Below are 14,304 nucleotides of genomic sequence, written 5' to 3' on the forward strand. Positions count from 1 at the left end.
GTGAAGACGGGGGCGCGTTCTTGTCGCCATCTTGATACGCACAGGTCGCACGTGCATGGCGGTCGTCTCAGTTGTCGTAGGCCGCCATCACGTAAACCGTGCGCGGCGGCTGGTACTCGACCACCGTCACGACCGTTCCGACGGCCAGCCGGCCGGTGCCGTGGACCGGGTGGGCGAGGAAGTGCTCCGCCCCGCCCCGGATCCGTACGATGACCTCGCCCACGAGGCCCGGTCCGACCGTCCCGGTCACCCGGCCGGTCATTCCCACCATGTCCGTGTCCGCGCCCGTGTCCCCCATGGGGCGAGGGTACGCCGCCGGGCCGCGCAGCGACCCGGCGGCGGCGGCTCGTCGTTACGAGTGGCCGAGGTCCGCGGCCGGGAGGTCCTCGACCGGGACCGAGCCCGTGTCCGTGGCGGCGACCGGCCGCAGGGTGAACTCGTCCGAGGCCATCGAGTCGAGCACCGGCGGTGCGGGCCGCAGCGGCGTCGGCATGACCGCGGCCTCCGAATGGCCGCCGCAGCCGTAGGACAGCGACACCAGCCGGCCGTCGGCCGGGCTGAACTCGTTCGCGCAGACGCCGAAGGCCTGGCCGAGCGAGCCGCCGATCGCGACCAGGAAGCCGCAGGAGACACAGGACGCGGGCGCGGCTTGCGCCATCGGGGTCTTCGCGCCGAAGCCCTCGTCCCAGCGGTCGGCCGCGCTGTGCAGCCCGTACCGCGACAGCACGCGCGCCCGGCGCATGCCCAGTTCCTCGGCGACCGACGTGATGGAGCCGCGTACGGGGACCACCGCGCGGTCGGTGACGTCGGCGTCCTCGGCCTCGACCAGTTCGGCCATTTCGCTGGAGACCACCGAGTTCGGCGGCGGGGCGTCCTCGCCCGACCAGCCCGGCTCCAGGCGCAGGTCCTCGGCGTCGGTGGGCAGCAGGTCGCCCGGGCCCATGTCGCCGGGGCGCAGCCGCTCGCTCCACGGCACCCACTCGGGGGCGAGCAGGGCGTCGTCGCCGGGCAGCAGCACCGTTTCGTCGAGCGTGACGTTCTTCGCGCGGGAGGCGCGGGTCACGGTGACGGCCCAGCGCCAGCCCCGGTAGCCCGGTTCCTTGGACTCGAAGAAGTGGGTGACGACACGGTCGCCCTCCGCCACGGCGGAGACGTGCGCGCCCACCACTCCGGGGAAGGCGGCCTCCTCGGCCGCCGCGCGGGCGAGCTCTACCGCCTCGACGCACAGGCGGTCGGGGGTACGCGGGGTACGGCTTCGCGTCGTCGCAGCACTCACTGGTCTCGTTCTCTCCTACGCCGTCTCACGTGTGCGCCGTCCGTACTGTCGTCCACAACGACCCGTCGGTGCTGTCCGTACGTGGCGCGGGCGGAGCGGACCAGAGGGCCGCGTCGACGTCCGCACCCGATCGGACTCCGGGCGCACCTCACTGCAACCCATTCTGCGGGATCACGAAGAGGCGCGCGGCCAGGAGCAACCGCCGGTGGCGCGCTACGCACGCTACCTCCTCTTAAGCCTCGGGCACACATGCAAGGTCCGATTCGCGGACAAGCCACCGGCTCCGCGACGCGCCGGGAGGCGCCCACGAGGGCCCGGTGGGGCACTATGTCGAGTGTGGCACCCGCACGGTCGTCCGACGACGGCTCGGGACCGGCCAAGCGGGCCGGCCGGGCTGTCGGGCGTGCCCTGCACCTTCCGTTCACGGGTACGGCGCGCGGGATCCGGCGGGCCACGCACGCGCACGGGGCCGGGGAATCGGGCCTCGGCAGGCTGATCGAGCTGCACGCCATCAACGGCGCCGGCGACATGATGATCACGGTGGCGCTGGCCTCCACGGTGTTCTTCTCCGTGCCCACGGACGAGGCGCGCGGCCGCGTGGCCCTGTACCTGGCGATCACGATGGCCCCCTTCACCCTGCTGGCCCCCGTGATCGGGCCGCTGCTGGACCGGCTGCCGCACGGCCGCCGGGCGTCGATGGCGGCCGCGATGCTGGCCCGGGCGCTGCTGGCGCTGATCATGTCGGGCGCCGTGGAAACCGGGGGGATCCAGCTGTATCCGGCGGCACTGGGCGTGCTGGTCGCGTCCAAGTCGTACGGGGTGGTGCGCAGCGCGGTGGTACCGAGGCTGCTGCCGCCGAAATTCTCACTCGTCAAGGCGAACTCGCGGGTCACCCTGGCCGGCCTGCTGGCCACGGGCGTGGCGGCGCCGGTGGGCGCGGGACTGAACGCGATCGGGCCGCAGTGGCCGCTGTACGGGGCCTGCGTCATCTTCGTGTGGGGGGCCTTCGCGGCGTTCACGCTGCCGCACCGGGTGGACGAGGCGAAGGGCGAGCGCCGTGCGCGGCTGTCCACGCACGAGGCCCACTCGAAGCGGCCGGGCCTGCGGACGATCAGCCGCTCGGTGCTGTGCGGGCTGCTGGCGAACGCCTCGATGCGCGCGCTGTCCGGGTTCCTGATCTTCTTCCTGGCGTTCCTGCTGCGCGAGCATCCCCTGGAGGGGCAGAGCGCGGCGGTGTCGCTGGGCATCGTGGCCGTCGCGGCGGGCGTGGGCAACGCCTGCGGTACGGCGGTGGGCGCGTGGCTGCGGGCCCGCGCACCGGAGGTCATCATCGCGGCGGTGCTGTGCCTGACGCTCGCGGTCGCGGTGCTGGCGGCCGTCTTCTTCAGCGGGCTCTTCATGGCCGTACTGGGCGCGACGGCGGGCTTCTGCCAGGCGCTGGCAAAGCTCTCGCTGGACGCGATGATCCAGCGGGACGTGCCGGAGGCGGTGCGCACGTCGGCGTTCGCCCGATCGGAGACGCTGCTGCAGGTGGCGTGGGTGCTGGGCGGTGCGATCGGCATCGTCCTGCCGCTGAACGGCGTACTGGGCATGTCCGTCGCCGCGGCCATCGTCGCCTTCGGCACGACGATGGCCCTCCGCGGCGTCACCTCCGCCCCCCGCCATCACCAAGGCGCCTCCCGCCCCCGCGTGGCGTAACCCGCCCGCCCCCGGCACCGTTGCCGGGGCTCCGCCCCGTACGTGCGCTTCGCGCCCGCGCCCTCAAACGCCGGGCGGGCTGATATTCCAGCCCCGCCGGCGTTTGAGGCGCGGGGGCGATGGGGCAGAGCCCCCGCAACGGCGCCGCACCCGGCCGGGGCACGGTCACCCCGGCGGGAGCCACGCCGCAGGCCACTGGTACCCCATGCAGCGGCGCAGCCCAGGGGCCCGATAGCCTTCGGCTCATGACCGCACCGCTTTTCTCGGGTAGGGCCCGCCGCAGCGTCGCGGCCCTCGGAGCCGTGTCCGCCGGACTCCTCCTCCTCTCCGCCTGCGGCGGAGAAAAGCCGACCCCTCTGGCGACCGTGACGGTCGGCAGCTCGTCGGTGTCCGCCGAAGCCTCCTGCCACGGCGGCAAGGAGGCGCTCTCCGTGGAGGAGGTCCAGGAGTGCCTGACCAACCTCAAGGACCCCAAGACCATCGAGTACGCCCGTGGCGACACCCTGCGCCTCGGGGTCGAGCCTGAGGTCGTCGAGGACGGCAAGACGTGGTCGGCAGTGCTCGACGGCCAGCCGATCACCGAGCCCTCCTCGAACACGTACCGCAGCTTCCCGGGCGCCGACGTCTTCGCGACCGGCGGCCAGGGCGAGGCCCCGGCGGCGAAGAAGCTGGCCTTCCTGCAGATCGGCGAGGACGGCAAGCCGCTCGCCGTCTGGTCCTTCAACCTCAAGCTCAAGTAACCGGACGGCACCGGTGCGCGCGCTCGTCGTGACCGCGGTGGTGGCGGAGGCCGACTCCGTCTCCACCGGTCTGACCCCTCATCCGGACGCTCCCGGTCCTGAGCCGCGCACCCTCCCCGGCAGGTACCTCATCACCCGCCGGGACCTTCCGGGCATCGCCTTCGACGTGCTCGTCGGGGGCGTCGGGCCGGCGGCCGCCGCCGCCGGCACCGCCACCGCCCTGGCCCTCGCCGACTACGAGCTCGTCGTCTGCGCCGGCATCGGCGGCGGGTTCGATCCCGCCGCCCCGCTCGGCTCCCTGGTGGTCGCGGACGCGATCGTCGCCGCCGACCTGGGCGCCGAGACCCCCGAGGGCTTCCTCGACGTGAGCGCGCTGGGCTTCGGCCGCAGCGTGCACCTGCCGCCCGCCGAACTCGCCGCGCGCGCCGCCGAGGCGACCGGGGCGCTGCTCGCGCCCGTGCTGACCGTCTCCACCGTCACCGGGACCGCCGCCCGGGCCGCCGAGCTCACCGCCCGGCACCCGATGGCCGGGGCCGAGGCCATGGAGGGGTTCGGGGTCGCGGAGGCGGCGGCCGCGCACGGGCTGCCCGTGCTGGAGATCCGCGCCGTGTCCAACGCCGTGGGCCCGCGCGACCGTGCCGCCTGGCGGATCGGGGACGCGCTGGCCGCGCTCACCGCCGGCTTCCGCGTGCTGGGCCCCGTACTCGCGAACTGGGGAGAACGCCATGAGCACCGGTGAACCGCTGAAGATCGCCTACTCGCCCTGCCCGAACGACACCTTCGTCTTCGACGCCTGGGCGCACGGCCGGGTCCCGGGCGCGCCCGCCCTCGACGTCACCTTCGCGGACATCGACCTCACCAACGGCATGGCCGAGCGCGGCGAGCTGGACGTGCTGAAGGTGTCGTACGCCGTGCTGCCGTGGGTGCTGGAGGAGTACGCGCTGCTGCCGTGCGGCGGTGCGCTCGGGCGCGGCTGCGGGCCTCTGGTGCTGACCCGTGAGCCGGGCCTGGACCTGGCGGGGAAGACGGTCGCGGTGCCGAGCGAGCGCTCCACCGCCTACCTGCTGTTCCGGCTGTGGGCGGCGGACGTCCTGCCCGAGGGCGTCGGCAAGGTGGTCGTGCTGCCGTTCCACGAGATCATGCCGGCGGTGCGCGACGGCCGGGTGGACGCCGGACTGGTCATCCACGAGGCCCGGTTCACCTATCAGGACTACGGGCTGCACTGCCTGGCCGACATGGGCGGGCACTGGGAGTCCACGACCGGCCTGCCAATCCCGCTCGGCGCGATCATCGCGAAGCGCACGCTGGGTGCGGAGCGGCTGCACGCGCTGGCCGAGTCGGCCCGTACATCGGTCCGGATGGCCTGGGACGACCCGGAGGCCTCCCGCCCGTACGTGCGCGCCCACGCGCAGGAGCTGGACCCGGCCGTCGCCGACCAGCACATCGGGCTCTACGTCAACGAGTTCACCGCCGACCTCGGCGACTCCGGCTACGCGGCGGTGCGCGGGCTGCTGACCCGGGCGGCGGCGGAGGGGCTGGTACCGGCCATCGCGCCCGGCGCGCTGGCCTTCCCGTAGTCCCTGCCACCCCTCGCACGACCGCGCCCGCCCTTTCGAGTGGCGGGGCGCAGGTGTGCGTACGACGGTCAGACGTCCAGCTGGTCGGCCACCGCGCGGAGCAGTCCGGCGATCTTCGTGCCGTGCACCTTGTCGGGGTAGCGGCCGCGCTCGAGCATCGGGGTGATGTTCTCCAGCAGGGTGGTGAGGTCCTGCACGATCGAGGCGAGCTCGTCGGGCTTGCGTCGCTGGGCTGCCGCCACGGACGGCGCCGGGTCCAGTACCGTCACCGAAAGTGCCTGGTCACCGCGTTGTCCGGCGACGACGCCGAACTCGACCCGCTGACCGGGCTTGAGGGCATCGACCCCGGCAGGGAGCACCGACGAGTGGACGAAGACGTCTCCGCCGTCGTCGCGGGAGAGAAAGCCGAAGCCCTTCTCACTGTTGAACCACTTGACCTTGCCGGTAGGCACGTCCGTCCTCTGTCCTTGTGCTCGTCGGGGGTCCGAAGGGCCGCGAACGGCTCCGGACAACAGCGCAGCGGGCCATGTGTGACCCGCCACCTCAAGGCTAATGGTCGGGGGCCGGGTGACAAGACGTTCCCCGGTCCTTCGCGGTCGGCTGCTTCGGCCAGGGAACTACCCTGGTGAGGTGACTGTTACTCCTCATTCAGACGAAGCGCGGCCCGGCGACGGACTGGTCAAGGCCGGCGGCATCGTGTTCATCGCGGGGGCCGTGGCCACGCTCGCGACGATGGCTCCGCTGTTCCTCGACGTCGATCCGTTCCCGCCGTACGCGTGGGCGGTGTGCATGCTCATGGGCGTCGGCTTCGCCATCTCCGCGGCGGGCGTGCTCCGCTCGGCCGCGGCGCAGCGCAGGGCGGCCCGGGCCTCACAGGCCTGAGCCGGGGGCTGCGCGGCGGCCGAACCGGGGGCTTGGCCTCGCGAGCCTGAGCCCGGTTCCGTTCAGACGGGCTGTGCGGCGATGTACTGCGCGAGCCACTCGGGCAGCGCGGTCAGGTCCGGCAGCACCACGTCCGCGCCCGCCGCGCGCAGTTCGGGCTCCGGGCACGGGCCGGTCGGCACCGCCACGGACAGCGCACCGGCCGTACGGGCCCCGCGTACGTCGCCCACGTGGTCGCCGACGTAGACCTGCGCGCCGTACTCGCGCAGCGCGCCGGCCTTGGCCTCCGCCCAGAGCCAGCCGATGACCGCGTCCGGCTCGATGCCGAGGTGCGCCAGGTGCAGCCGGGCGTTGGGCTCGTGCTTGGCCGTGACGACGATCGCGCGGCCGCCGAGCGCCTGGACGGCCTCGATCGCCTCGCGGGCGCCCGGCATCGCCGGGGTCGGCTCGATGGCGTACGCGGGGTAGATCTCGCGGTAGCGGTCCGCCACGGCCGGGATCTCGGCCTCCGGGAACCAGTACGCGAGCTCCTCGTCCAGCGGCGGGCCCAGACGCGTGACCGCCTCGTCGGCGTCGATGAACGTGCCCGTCTCGGCCGACAGGGCGTGGTAGGCGGCCCTGATGCCCGGACGGGAGTCGATGAGGGTCATGTCGAGGTCGAAGCCGACGGTGAGGTTCATACGAACCATTGTGCCGAGGCGGAGTGACAGGAGGCCGACACCGGACCTACAACGGGGAAACGGACGCTCAGGGTGGACCTCCTCGCGCACCGGCACGCCGACCGGCCACCGTTGCCCGAACACGCCGAGCTGCGCGTCACCCTGCTCGCCGCACTGGCCGAACTGCCGCCGCGGGCCCGGGCCATGGTCGTCCTGCGCTACCGGGAGGACCTCAGCGTCGAGACCGTCGCCCAGCTCCGCCCCGCCGCACCATCCAGCCCCGCCGGCGCTTGAGGCACGGGGGCCCGGGGCGGAGCCCCGATCTTCCAGCCCCGCCGGCGTTTGAGGCGCGGGGTCCGGGGCGGAGCCCCGGGAGCCCGGGCAAGGCCCGGCCCCGCCCCTCAGCGTCGGCGGGCCCGCCACACCAGGTAGACCACGGAGGCGAGCGCGGCGCCGCGCAACAGCCACGGCCGCATCCCGTGCAGGGCCCCGCTCAGCTGCTCGTCGGCCAGCGTCTCGCCCCACCTGCCGTTCATCCGGCCCCACAGCCACACCGCCGCCCCCGCGAGGACCACGCCGGGCGGGCCGAAGACGGCCCACTTCCGCTCGGCCGGCCGCAGCACGCGCGAGGCGTACGGCAGGAGCCAGCCGACGACCAGCAGCAGCCAGTACCCGGTGACCACGCCGACGACGAGGATGGCCGCGGCCAGCAGCAGGAGGGCGTTCGGGCGCGGCCGGGCCGGGGCCGCGGCCGTCTCCTCCGGCTGCGCGGCGGCGGCCTCCCTCCCGGCCCGCCGCCGCTCGCGCAGGAACCGTACGAGGCTCCGCGCTCCCGACGGCGCGGGCCCGGGCATGGCCTGCTCCTCCTTCCCGGTCCCGTCGGCCTGTTCCTCCGCCTCCTCCTTGAAGAGGTCCGGGATCTCGATGCCGCCCGCGAAGCCCTCGGCCTGCGGGCCCGAGCCGTACGCGGCGGGGGACATCCGCCACCAGTCGGGCTCGGCCCCGCCGGACTGGCCCAGCTCGTCGAGCCCGGCCAGGTGCGGCGGCACGTTCTCGGGCTCCGCCGCCGGCCGCGGCGCGGACGTGCCCGGGCGGCGGAGGCGGCCGGGGGCGCGCTGCGCGGGTACCGACGCGCCCGGGGCGGAGGGCGCGGCGGGCCCCGGGGCGGGGGCGGCGGAGCCCTGCCGGGAGCCGAGGGTGTCCAGGACCTCCTCCGGCGTGCCGATCCGCTCCAGGATGCGGCGTACGGCCGCCGGGGTCTCCGGTTCGTACTTGGCGCGCCGACGGTCGATCTCGTCCCGCAGCCCCGCCACCAGCCGCATCCGGTCGCCGGAGGAAAGCTGCCGCCGCTGGGCCAAGTCCCCGACGCGGCTCAGATATTCGTAGACCAGCTGGTCGCTTTCGATCCCCATGCCCCGGCTCCTCCCGTACCGCCCACCCGAAAGGTAGCGCGTGCGCCCGTGGAGCCGCCGCGGGCACAGCGGATACCGTTGGCCGGATGGGGACCGGCCGACTGACCGGCCGACGCGACCAGGAGGCGACTGTGCCCGAGGCAAGCACTGCCGGGGGATCCGGCGCAAGCGGAGCCCCGCGCTCCCTCGCCGAGGCGCTGCGCGCCCGCGACGACGCGGCGCTCGCCACCCTGCTGCACACGCGCCCGGACCTGCTCGGTCCGGTGCCCGGCGACGTGACGCAGCTGGCCACCCGCGCCGGCACCCGGGCCTCGGTGGTGCGGGCGCTGGAGCGCCTGGACCGCTTCACGCTGCAGACGGCCGAGGCGCTCGCCGTGGCCCCGGACCCGTGCCCGTACCCGGTGCTGGAGTCGCTGCTGACCGGCGAGGAGGGCACCACCGGTGAGGACAACGGCGCCCGCGCCGCACTCCCCCGAGCCCTGGGCACCCTGCGCGACCAGGCCCTGGTGTGGGGCGACGACGACCGGCTGCGCCTGGTGCGCACCGCCCGCGAGCTGCTCGCGCCCTCCGCACAGCGGCCTTCCCCGACCGGCCTCGGGCCCACCGTCGCCGAAGCCACGTCCGGCATGTCCCCGACCCGGATCCAGGAGATCGTGGCGGCGGCCGGGCTGCCCGCGACGCATGACCCGGTGTCCGCGGTCTCGGCGCTGACCGGACTGTTCACCGACCCGGAGCGGATGTCCGCGCTGCTGGACGAGGCTCCGGCGGAGGCGCACCAGGTGCTGGGGCGGCTCGTGTGGGGGCCTCCGTACGGGGAGGTGACCCCGAATCCGACCGCGCCCGTGCGCTGGCTGCGCGACCGGGGCCTGCTGCTGCCCGCGACGGCGCGGACCGTCGTCCTGCCCCGCGAGGTGGCACTGCACCTGCGCGGCGGGCTCGCGCACCGGGACACCGCGCCGGTGGCTCCGCCGGTGCCCGTACACCGCGAGCACCGTCCACAGCTTGTGGACGCGAACGCCGCCGGGCAGGCGCTGGCCGCGCTGTCCACCGTCGAGGAACTGGTGAAGTCCTGGGAGCACGCCGCTCCGCTGGTGCTGCGGGTGGGCGGGCTCTCCGTACGGGACCTGAAGCGGGCGGCGGCCACCCTGGACACGACCGAGCCGTCGGCCGCGTTCTGGATCGAACTCGCCTACGCGGCCGGGCTGCTGGCCAGTGACGGGGAGGCGGACGAGCGGTACGCGCCCACTCCCGCCTTCGACGACTGGTGCGAGCTCCCTCCCGCCGAACGGTGGACGGCGCTGGTGGAGGCCTGGCTGCCCGCCACCCGCACGTCCGGCCTGGTCGGCGAGCAGGACGCCAAGGGACGCACGCTGTCCACGCTCGGCCCCGACCTCGACCGCTCCGCCGCCCCCGAGGTGCGCCGGCGCGTCCTGGAACTCCTCGCCGCCCTGCCGGAGGGCGGGTCGCCCGACGCGCAGGCCGTGCTGGACCGGCTCGCGTGGGAACGCCCCGTACGCGGTACGAGCGATCTGCGCACCCGCCTCGCACGCTGGGCACTGACCGAGGCGGAGGTCCTCGGCGTGACCGGCCGGGGCGCCCTGTCCGGGCCCGGCCGGGCCCTGCTCGCGCACGAGGACCCGGCGCCGCTGCTGGCACCCCTCCTCCCCGAACCGGTGGACCACGTCCTGCTCCAGGCCGACCTGACGGCGGTGGCCCCCGGCCCGCTGCGCCGGCCGCTCGGGGACACCCTGGCGGTGCTGGCGGACGTGGAGTCCAAGGGCGGGGCGACGGTCTACCGCTTCACGCCCGGCTCGGTGCGCCGGGCCCTGGACGCCGGGCACGCCGCCGCCGACCTGCACGCCTTCCTCAAGGAACACAGCCGCACCCCGGTCCCGCAGCCCCTCGCCTACCTCATCGACGACGTGGCCCGGCGCCACGGCCACCTGCGCGTCGGCGCGGCCTCCGCATACGTCCGCTGCGACGACGACGCGATGCTCGGCGAGATCCTCGCCGACAAGCGCTCGGCGGGTCTCGGGCTGCGCCGCCTCGCCCCCACCGTCCTGGCCGCGCAGGCCGAACCCACCACCCTGCTGGAGGGGTTGCGGGCGATGGGGTACGCGCCGGCCGCGGAGTCCCTGACCGGCGACGTCCTGGTGGCGCGGGCCGACGCCCACCGTGCACCGGCGCGCTCGGCGCCCGTACCGGTGCCGGACGGCCCGCCGGTACCGGACGCGACGCTGCTGGGAGCGGCCGTACGGGCGATCCGCGCGGGCGACCTCGCGGCGACGGCGGTCCGCAAGGAACCCGCGCCGTCCACCGGCGCACCGGGCGAACTCCCGCGCACGAGCGCGGCGGAAACCCTGGCGACCGTACAGGCGGCGGCCCTGACCGGCTCGGCGGTGTGGATCGGCTACGTGAACGCGGACGGCGCGGCCAGCCAGCGCGTCATCGCCCCGGTCCGCGTGGAGGGCGGCTTCGTCACGGGCTACGACCACACGGCGGACGAGGTCCGCACCTACGCCCTCCACCGCATCACGGGCGTAGCAGAACTGGCAGAGGACCAGGTCTAGCCGATCCAGCCCCGCCGGCGTTCGAGGCGCGGGGTCCGGGCCAGAGCCCCGACCTTCCACCCCCGCCGCACCATCCAGCCCCGCCGCACCATCCAGCCCCGCCGGCGTTTGAGGCGCGGGGTCCGGGGCGGAGCCCCGATCTTCCAGCCCCGCCGGCGTTTGAGGCGCGGGGTCCGGGGCGGAGCCCCGATCTTCCAGCCCCGCCGGCGTTTGAGGCGCGGGGGCCCGGGGGCGGCGCCCCTGGTGGTCCCCCGGACGCCGGGAAGGCGCCGCACCCGCAGCGAAAACCGCTGGCAGGCCGCAAGGCCATCCCGCACGCTGAGGCCATGTCAGCGCCCGTACCCACCCACCAGATCCGCGCCTCGCACACCGACACCACCATCACCGTCTACCAGGCCTACGCCCCCCGCCTGGGGGACCCGGCGGCTCGCGACGGCCGCTTCCCGCCCGCCTGGAAGCGGGAGCGGATGACGTGGATCAAGCCCTCGTTCCTGTGGATGATGTACCGCTGCGGCTGGGCGACCAAGGCCGACCAGGAGACCGTGCTCGCCGTCGAGATCACCCGTGAGGGCTTCGACCGGACCCTTGGCGAGGCCTGCCTCTCCCACTACGAGCCGGGCGTGCACGCGGACCGGGCCGCTTGGAAGGAGTCCCTGCGCGAGGCGCCCGCCCGGGTCCAGTGGGACCCGGAGCGCGACCTGCACCTGAACCCGCTGCCGTACCGCTCGCTCCAGCTGGGCCTGTCCGGCCCGGCCTCGCGCGCGTACGCCGACGAGTGGACGGTCTCGATCCGCGATGTGACCCCGCTGGCCCGGCAGGTCCACGGCCTGCTCCGGTCCGGCGAAGCCGAGGCGGCCCGCGCCCTGCTCCCGGTGGAGACGCCCTACCCGTCGGGCCCGCTGGAGCACCTCCGGACGGGAGCGGCGGTCAGTCCCGGATGAGGAGGACGACGAATCCCGCGACGACGCCCACCAGCAGGGCGAGCCAGGAGTAGCGCGGCCGCGACTCGCGCAGAACCGGGAGGTAGTGGTCGGCGGCGAAGCGGCCCGGGCCGGTGAGGGTGAGGGCGACGACCCCGGCGAAGAGGAGCACTTCGAGTTCCACGCCCTTGGGCGGGAAGTAGGCGCTCAGGCCGCGGAGGTCGAGGACGTTGATGAAGATGCCGGTCAGGGCGGCGCCGGCGAGCGGGGTGAGCAGGCCGAGGGCGAGACCGAGGCCGCCCAGGGTCTCGGACAGTCCGGCGATGACGGCCATGGCGTCCCCCGCGGGATAGCCGGCCATCGTGAAGCCCTTGCCGGTCGCGGTGAGGCCCGGGCCGCCGAACCAGCCGAAGAGCTTCATGGTGCCGTGGCCGACCATGCTGAGGCCGACGACAAGCCGGAGCACGAGCAGGCCGGTGTCGTGGGTGGCGGTGGCGGTGGTGGCATTGGCAGGGGCCGAGGCGGCACGGAAGAGCGCCTGGTCCCGTCGTTCATGCGTCATGAGCGTCCGTTCTACGTCGCCTGTGAGCGACGGCCACCGTATGACGCCCGTTCGCGACGACCCGGCCGCAACGTCGCCGGTCCCCGTCGACGACCCGTTCGGCCGCAGGCCCGCCACCGGCCCGGCTCACCTGGCCGCGTAGTCGATCAGCCCCGGGTCGAACGGCCACACCTCGCAGAGCCACCCCTGCACGGCCTCGTACAGGGTCACGTCGAGCGGCGCCCGGTCGGCGCGCACCCACGAGCTGACGTGGATCCGGCCGGGCGCCTCCTTGGCCGGGTGGATGTACAGGCACCCGATGACGTCGTCACCGTCCAGCACGCTGTACGTGAACCCGGTCCGGGCCTCGAAGTCCCGCGCATGGCGCACCAGGTCGGCGCGGTTGGCCTCCGGGGACATGCCCTCCAGCGGCGGCCAGTTCCTCCCCTGGAACCCCGGCGTGGCCCGGACGTGCGCGATGCTGCCGCTCCAGGCGGCGAGGTCGCGCTCGTTGTGCCGCTCGCCGAGCGGCTCCAGCCGGAAGCCGTCCGCCACGAGGGTCTGCGGCACCTCGAAGCCGGCGGGCACGAAGGTCTGCTGATCATGGTTCATGCCCGGACCGTACGCGCCCGCGCCGCCAGCGTCAGCAGCTTTTCCACCGGCCACTGGTCGTCGACGTGCTCCCCGTACGACCTGGCGAGGACCGTCCCGTCGGGCGCGATCAGGAAGTCCGCGGGCAGCCCGAGCCGCCCGCCGGCCTGGGTCCGCGACGGCGCCTTCTGCCGCCCCCGCAACAGTTCGACCGCGCCGAGGGCGACCGCCCGCAGTACCGGCCCCCAGGCGCGCGGGCTCAGCAGGGAGCGGTAGGACGACTCGACGCCGAATGCGGCGTACAGCCGCTTGTCCGGGTCGGCGATCACCGCGAACGGCAGCCCGGCCACGTGCGCGCGCAGCTCGTCGGCGCCGGAGTGGAAGACCACCACCTCGCGGATGCCGGCCGCCTCGATCTCCGCGTGCCGCCGCACCACCGAGCGCAGGTGCAGATGGCAGACGGGGCAGCCGGCGAACCGGCGGAACTGCAGGTGGACGAGCCGCTCGGGATCCGGGACGGCGACGGACGAGCCGTCCGTGACGGCGGTGAGGACGCGGGTGCGGACGAGGGAACCGGTGTCGAGCTGCACGAGGACCTCCACAAGGTCACGGGCGACGAGGCGGCGAGGCGGGGCGCGGCGGAGCGGGGCGGCGGCGACGGGGCCACGCGGGCCCCTCCGTAGGCGTATGCCGTACACCTAACAGCGTAGGCGTATGTCGTACGCTGTCAACCACCATGCCGCGCCCCCGCTCTCTCACCCAGGACCAACTGGCCGCCGCAGCCCTCGCCGTGATCGACCGTGAGGGGCTCCCGGGGCTGTCCATGCGGGCCGTCGCCGTCGAACTCGGCATCAGCACCATGGCCCTGTACCGGTACGTCCAGGACCGCGGGGAACTCGAAGCCCTCGTCGTCGAACTCGTCCTCAGCGCCGTCGACAGCACCCTGCCGCCCCCGTCCGCCGGACCCTGGCGGGCGCGGGTCACCCTCCTCGTCGACCGGCTGCGGGACACCGCCGGCGCGCACCCCGCCGTCCTGCCGCTCACCTTCACCCACCGGCACCGCTCCCCCTGCGTACTGCGCTGGGGCGAGACCGTCCTCGGGGTGCTCACCGAGGCCGGACTGGGGGCCGAGGAGCGGATCATCGCCCTGCGCGCCCTCCTCGCCTACGTGATCGGCGCGATCCAGCAGGAACACCTCGGTGCCCTCTCCGGAGCGGGCACCGCCGCCATCGCCGACCTCCCGGCGGACGCGTTCCCGTACCTGACCGAAGCCGCCCGCGGCGCCCGCTCCCTCACCCCGGACCGCGAGTTCCACGGCGGCCTCGCCCTGCTCCTGGCCGGCCTGGACCAGCCCTAGACCCGCGCCCGGCGCTCCCGAAACGGCACCGGCAGCGGTCCCGCGCCCCGAGAACCACCCGGCCCACCCGGCGATGCGGCA

16 protein-coding genes and 1 pseudogene are annotated in these 14,304 nt (G+C 74.7%); 9 read left to right on the plus strand and 8 right to left on the minus strand.

The genetic code is table 11. The features are described from left to right. Positions 1–67: 67 nt before the first annotated feature. Both OG332_RS19360 and OG332_RS19365 read right to left on the minus strand, forming a co-directional pair. Positions 68–298 carry a hypothetical protein gene (locus tag OG332_RS19360; RefSeq protein WP_319728442.1) on the minus strand — a complete coding sequence of 77 codons (231 nt, stop codon included), beginning with the start codon at positions 296–298 and terminating at the stop codon, positions 68–70. Between the two features lie 54 nt (positions 299–352). Then, positions 353–1,276, minus strand: coding sequence for a DUF3027 domain-containing protein (locus OG332_RS19365; RefSeq protein ID WP_327414670.1), 924 nt, complete (start codon positions 1,274–1,276; stop codon positions 353–355). Between the two features lie 327 nt (positions 1,277–1,603). On the opposite strand from OG332_RS19365, the gene OG332_RS19370 reads away from it, so the two are divergent. From OG332_RS19370 to OG332_RS19385, 4 genes are all read left to right on the plus strand, one after another. Further along, positions 1,604–2,974, plus strand: a complete 1,371-nt coding sequence (locus OG332_RS19370) for an MFS transporter (protein WP_327414671.1) — start codon at positions 1,604–1,606, stop codon at positions 2,972–2,974. 245 nt (positions 2,975–3,219) lie between these two features. Further along, positions 3,220–3,714: a DUF2771 domain-containing protein gene (locus OG332_RS19375; RefSeq protein ID WP_327414672.1), complete on the plus strand. Its 495-nt coding sequence runs from the start codon at positions 3,220–3,222 to the stop codon at positions 3,712–3,714. A gap of 13 nt (positions 3,715–3,727) precedes the next feature. Beyond that, a complete protein-coding gene (locus OG332_RS19380; RefSeq protein ID WP_327414673.1) occupies positions 3,728–4,453 on the plus strand; it encodes a futalosine hydrolase in 726 nt (241 codons plus the stop codon). Further along, positions 4,440–5,291: a 1,4-dihydroxy-6-naphthoate synthase gene (locus OG332_RS19385; protein ID WP_327414674.1), complete on the plus strand. Its 852-nt coding sequence runs from the start codon at positions 4,440–4,442 to the stop codon at positions 5,289–5,291. The genes OG332_RS19380 and OG332_RS19385 overlap by 14 nt, the downstream gene beginning before the upstream one ends. A gap of 68 nt (positions 5,292–5,359) precedes the next feature. Here the strand turns inward: OG332_RS19385 and OG332_RS19390 are convergent, their stop codons facing one another. After that, positions 5,360–5,743, minus strand: coding sequence for a cold-shock protein (locus OG332_RS19390; protein WP_030012939.1), 384 nt, complete (start codon positions 5,741–5,743; stop codon positions 5,360–5,362). A gap of 178 nt (positions 5,744–5,921) precedes the next feature. Between OG332_RS19390 and OG332_RS19395 the strand changes: the two genes are divergently transcribed. Next, complete coding sequence (locus tag OG332_RS19395; RefSeq protein WP_030727717.1) at positions 5,922–6,173, plus strand: hypothetical protein; 252 nt, start codon at positions 5,922–5,924, stop codon at positions 6,171–6,173. A gap of 62 nt (positions 6,174–6,235) precedes the next feature. Here the strand turns inward: OG332_RS19395 and OG332_RS19400 are convergent, their stop codons facing one another. After that, on the minus strand, positions 6,236–6,862 hold the full coding sequence (locus OG332_RS19400) for an HAD family hydrolase (RefSeq protein ID WP_327414675.1): 627 nt from the start codon (positions 6,860–6,862) through the stop codon (positions 6,236–6,238). A 48-nt stretch (positions 6,863–6,910) separates the two neighbouring features. On the opposite strand from OG332_RS19400, the pseudogene OG332_RS47840 reads away from it, so the two are divergent. After that, positions 6,911–7,111, plus strand: a pseudogene (locus OG332_RS47840) (sigma factor-like helix-turn-helix DNA-binding protein); the annotation flags it as partial. Between the two features lie 122 nt (positions 7,112–7,233). On the opposite strand, the gene OG332_RS19410 reads toward OG332_RS47840, so the two are convergent. Next, positions 7,234–8,244 (minus strand): hypothetical protein, encoded by a 1,011-nt coding sequence (locus OG332_RS19410; protein ID WP_327414676.1) that lies wholly within the window; start codon positions 8,242–8,244, stop codon positions 7,234–7,236. An 86-nt stretch (positions 8,245–8,330) separates the two neighbouring features. On the opposite strand from OG332_RS19410, the gene OG332_RS19415 reads away from it, so the two are divergent. Together OG332_RS19415 and OG332_RS19420 are read left to right on the plus strand one after the other, a co-directional pair. Further along, a complete protein-coding gene (locus OG332_RS19415) occupies positions 8,331–10,814 on the plus strand; it encodes a helicase C-terminal domain-containing protein (protein ID WP_327414677.1) in 2,484 nt (827 codons plus the stop codon). Between the two features lie 326 nt (positions 10,815–11,140). Beyond that, complete coding sequence (locus OG332_RS19420) at positions 11,141–11,755, plus strand: DUF4291 domain-containing protein (protein ID WP_327414678.1); 615 nt, start codon at positions 11,141–11,143, stop codon at positions 11,753–11,755. On the opposite strand, the gene OG332_RS19425 is transcribed toward OG332_RS19420, so the two are convergent. The 3 genes from OG332_RS19425 to OG332_RS19435 form a co-directional block, all read right to left on the minus strand. Then, the gene (locus tag OG332_RS19425; protein ID WP_327414679.1) at positions 11,742–12,296 is read right to left on the minus strand and encodes a DoxX family membrane protein; all 555 of its coding nucleotides are present in this window, start codon (positions 12,294–12,296) and stop codon (positions 11,742–11,744) included. The two genes, OG332_RS19420 and OG332_RS19425, sit on opposite strands and share 14 nt — an antisense overlap. A gap of 126 nt (positions 12,297–12,422) precedes the next feature. Continuing rightward, complete coding sequence (locus OG332_RS19430) at positions 12,423–12,887, minus strand: N-acetyltransferase (RefSeq protein WP_327414680.1); 465 nt, start codon at positions 12,885–12,887, stop codon at positions 12,423–12,425. Further along, positions 12,884–13,456, minus strand: coding sequence for a peroxiredoxin-like family protein (locus OG332_RS19435; RefSeq protein ID WP_327414681.1), 573 nt, complete (start codon positions 13,454–13,456; stop codon positions 12,884–12,886). Before OG332_RS19435 ends, OG332_RS19430 begins: the two co-directional genes overlap by 4 nt. A 146-nt stretch (positions 13,457–13,602) precedes the next feature. On the opposite strand from OG332_RS19435, the gene OG332_RS19440 reads away from it, so the two are divergent. Beyond that, positions 13,603–14,223, plus strand: a complete 621-nt coding sequence (locus OG332_RS19440) for a TetR/AcrR family transcriptional regulator (RefSeq protein WP_327414682.1) — start codon at positions 13,603–13,605, stop codon at positions 14,221–14,223. The last annotated feature ends 81 nt before the right edge of the window (positions 14,224–14,304 follow it).

The organism is Streptomyces sp. NBC_01233, assembly GCF_035989305.1.
Lineage (GTDB): Bacteria > Actinomycetota > Actinomycetes > Streptomycetales > Streptomycetaceae > Streptomyces.

Excerpts from the sequence above, each read along its gene's own strand:
- OG332_RS19425 (WP_327414679.1), bottom strand. The coding sequence starts at position 12,296 with ATGACGCATGAACGACGGGACCAGGCGCTCTTCCGTGCCGCCTCGGCC.
- OG332_RS19360 (WP_319728442.1), bottom strand. The coding sequence starts at position 298 with ATGGGGGACACGGGCGCGGACACGGACATGGTGGGAATGACCGGCCGG.
- OG332_RS19440 (WP_327414682.1), top strand. The coding sequence starts at position 13,603 with ATGCCGCGCCCCCGCTCTCTCACCCAGGACCAACTGGCCGCCGCAGCC.
- OG332_RS19400 (WP_327414675.1), bottom strand. The coding sequence starts at position 6,862 with ATGGTTCGTATGAACCTCACCGTCGGCTTCGACCTCGACATGACCCTC.
- OG332_RS19420 (WP_327414678.1), top strand. The coding sequence starts at position 11,141 with ATGTCAGCGCCCGTACCCACCCACCAGATCCGCGCCTCGCACACCGAC.
- OG332_RS19385 (WP_327414674.1), top strand. The coding sequence starts at position 4,440 with ATGAGCACCGGTGAACCGCTGAAGATCGCCTACTCGCCCTGCCCGAAC.
- OG332_RS19370 (WP_327414671.1), top strand. The coding sequence starts at position 1,604 with ATGTCGAGTGTGGCACCCGCACGGTCGTCCGACGACGGCTCGGGACCG.
- OG332_RS19430 (WP_327414680.1), bottom strand. The coding sequence starts at position 12,887 with ATGAACCATGATCAGCAGACCTTCGTGCCCGCCGGCTTCGAGGTGCCG.
- OG332_RS19410 (WP_327414676.1), bottom strand. The coding sequence starts at position 8,244 with ATGGGGATCGAAAGCGACCAGCTGGTCTACGAATATCTGAGCCGCGTC.
- OG332_RS19375 (WP_327414672.1), top strand. The coding sequence starts at position 3,220 with ATGACCGCACCGCTTTTCTCGGGTAGGGCCCGCCGCAGCGTCGCGGCC.
- OG332_RS19415 (WP_327414677.1), top strand. The coding sequence starts at position 8,331 with ATGGGGACCGGCCGACTGACCGGCCGACGCGACCAGGAGGCGACTGTG.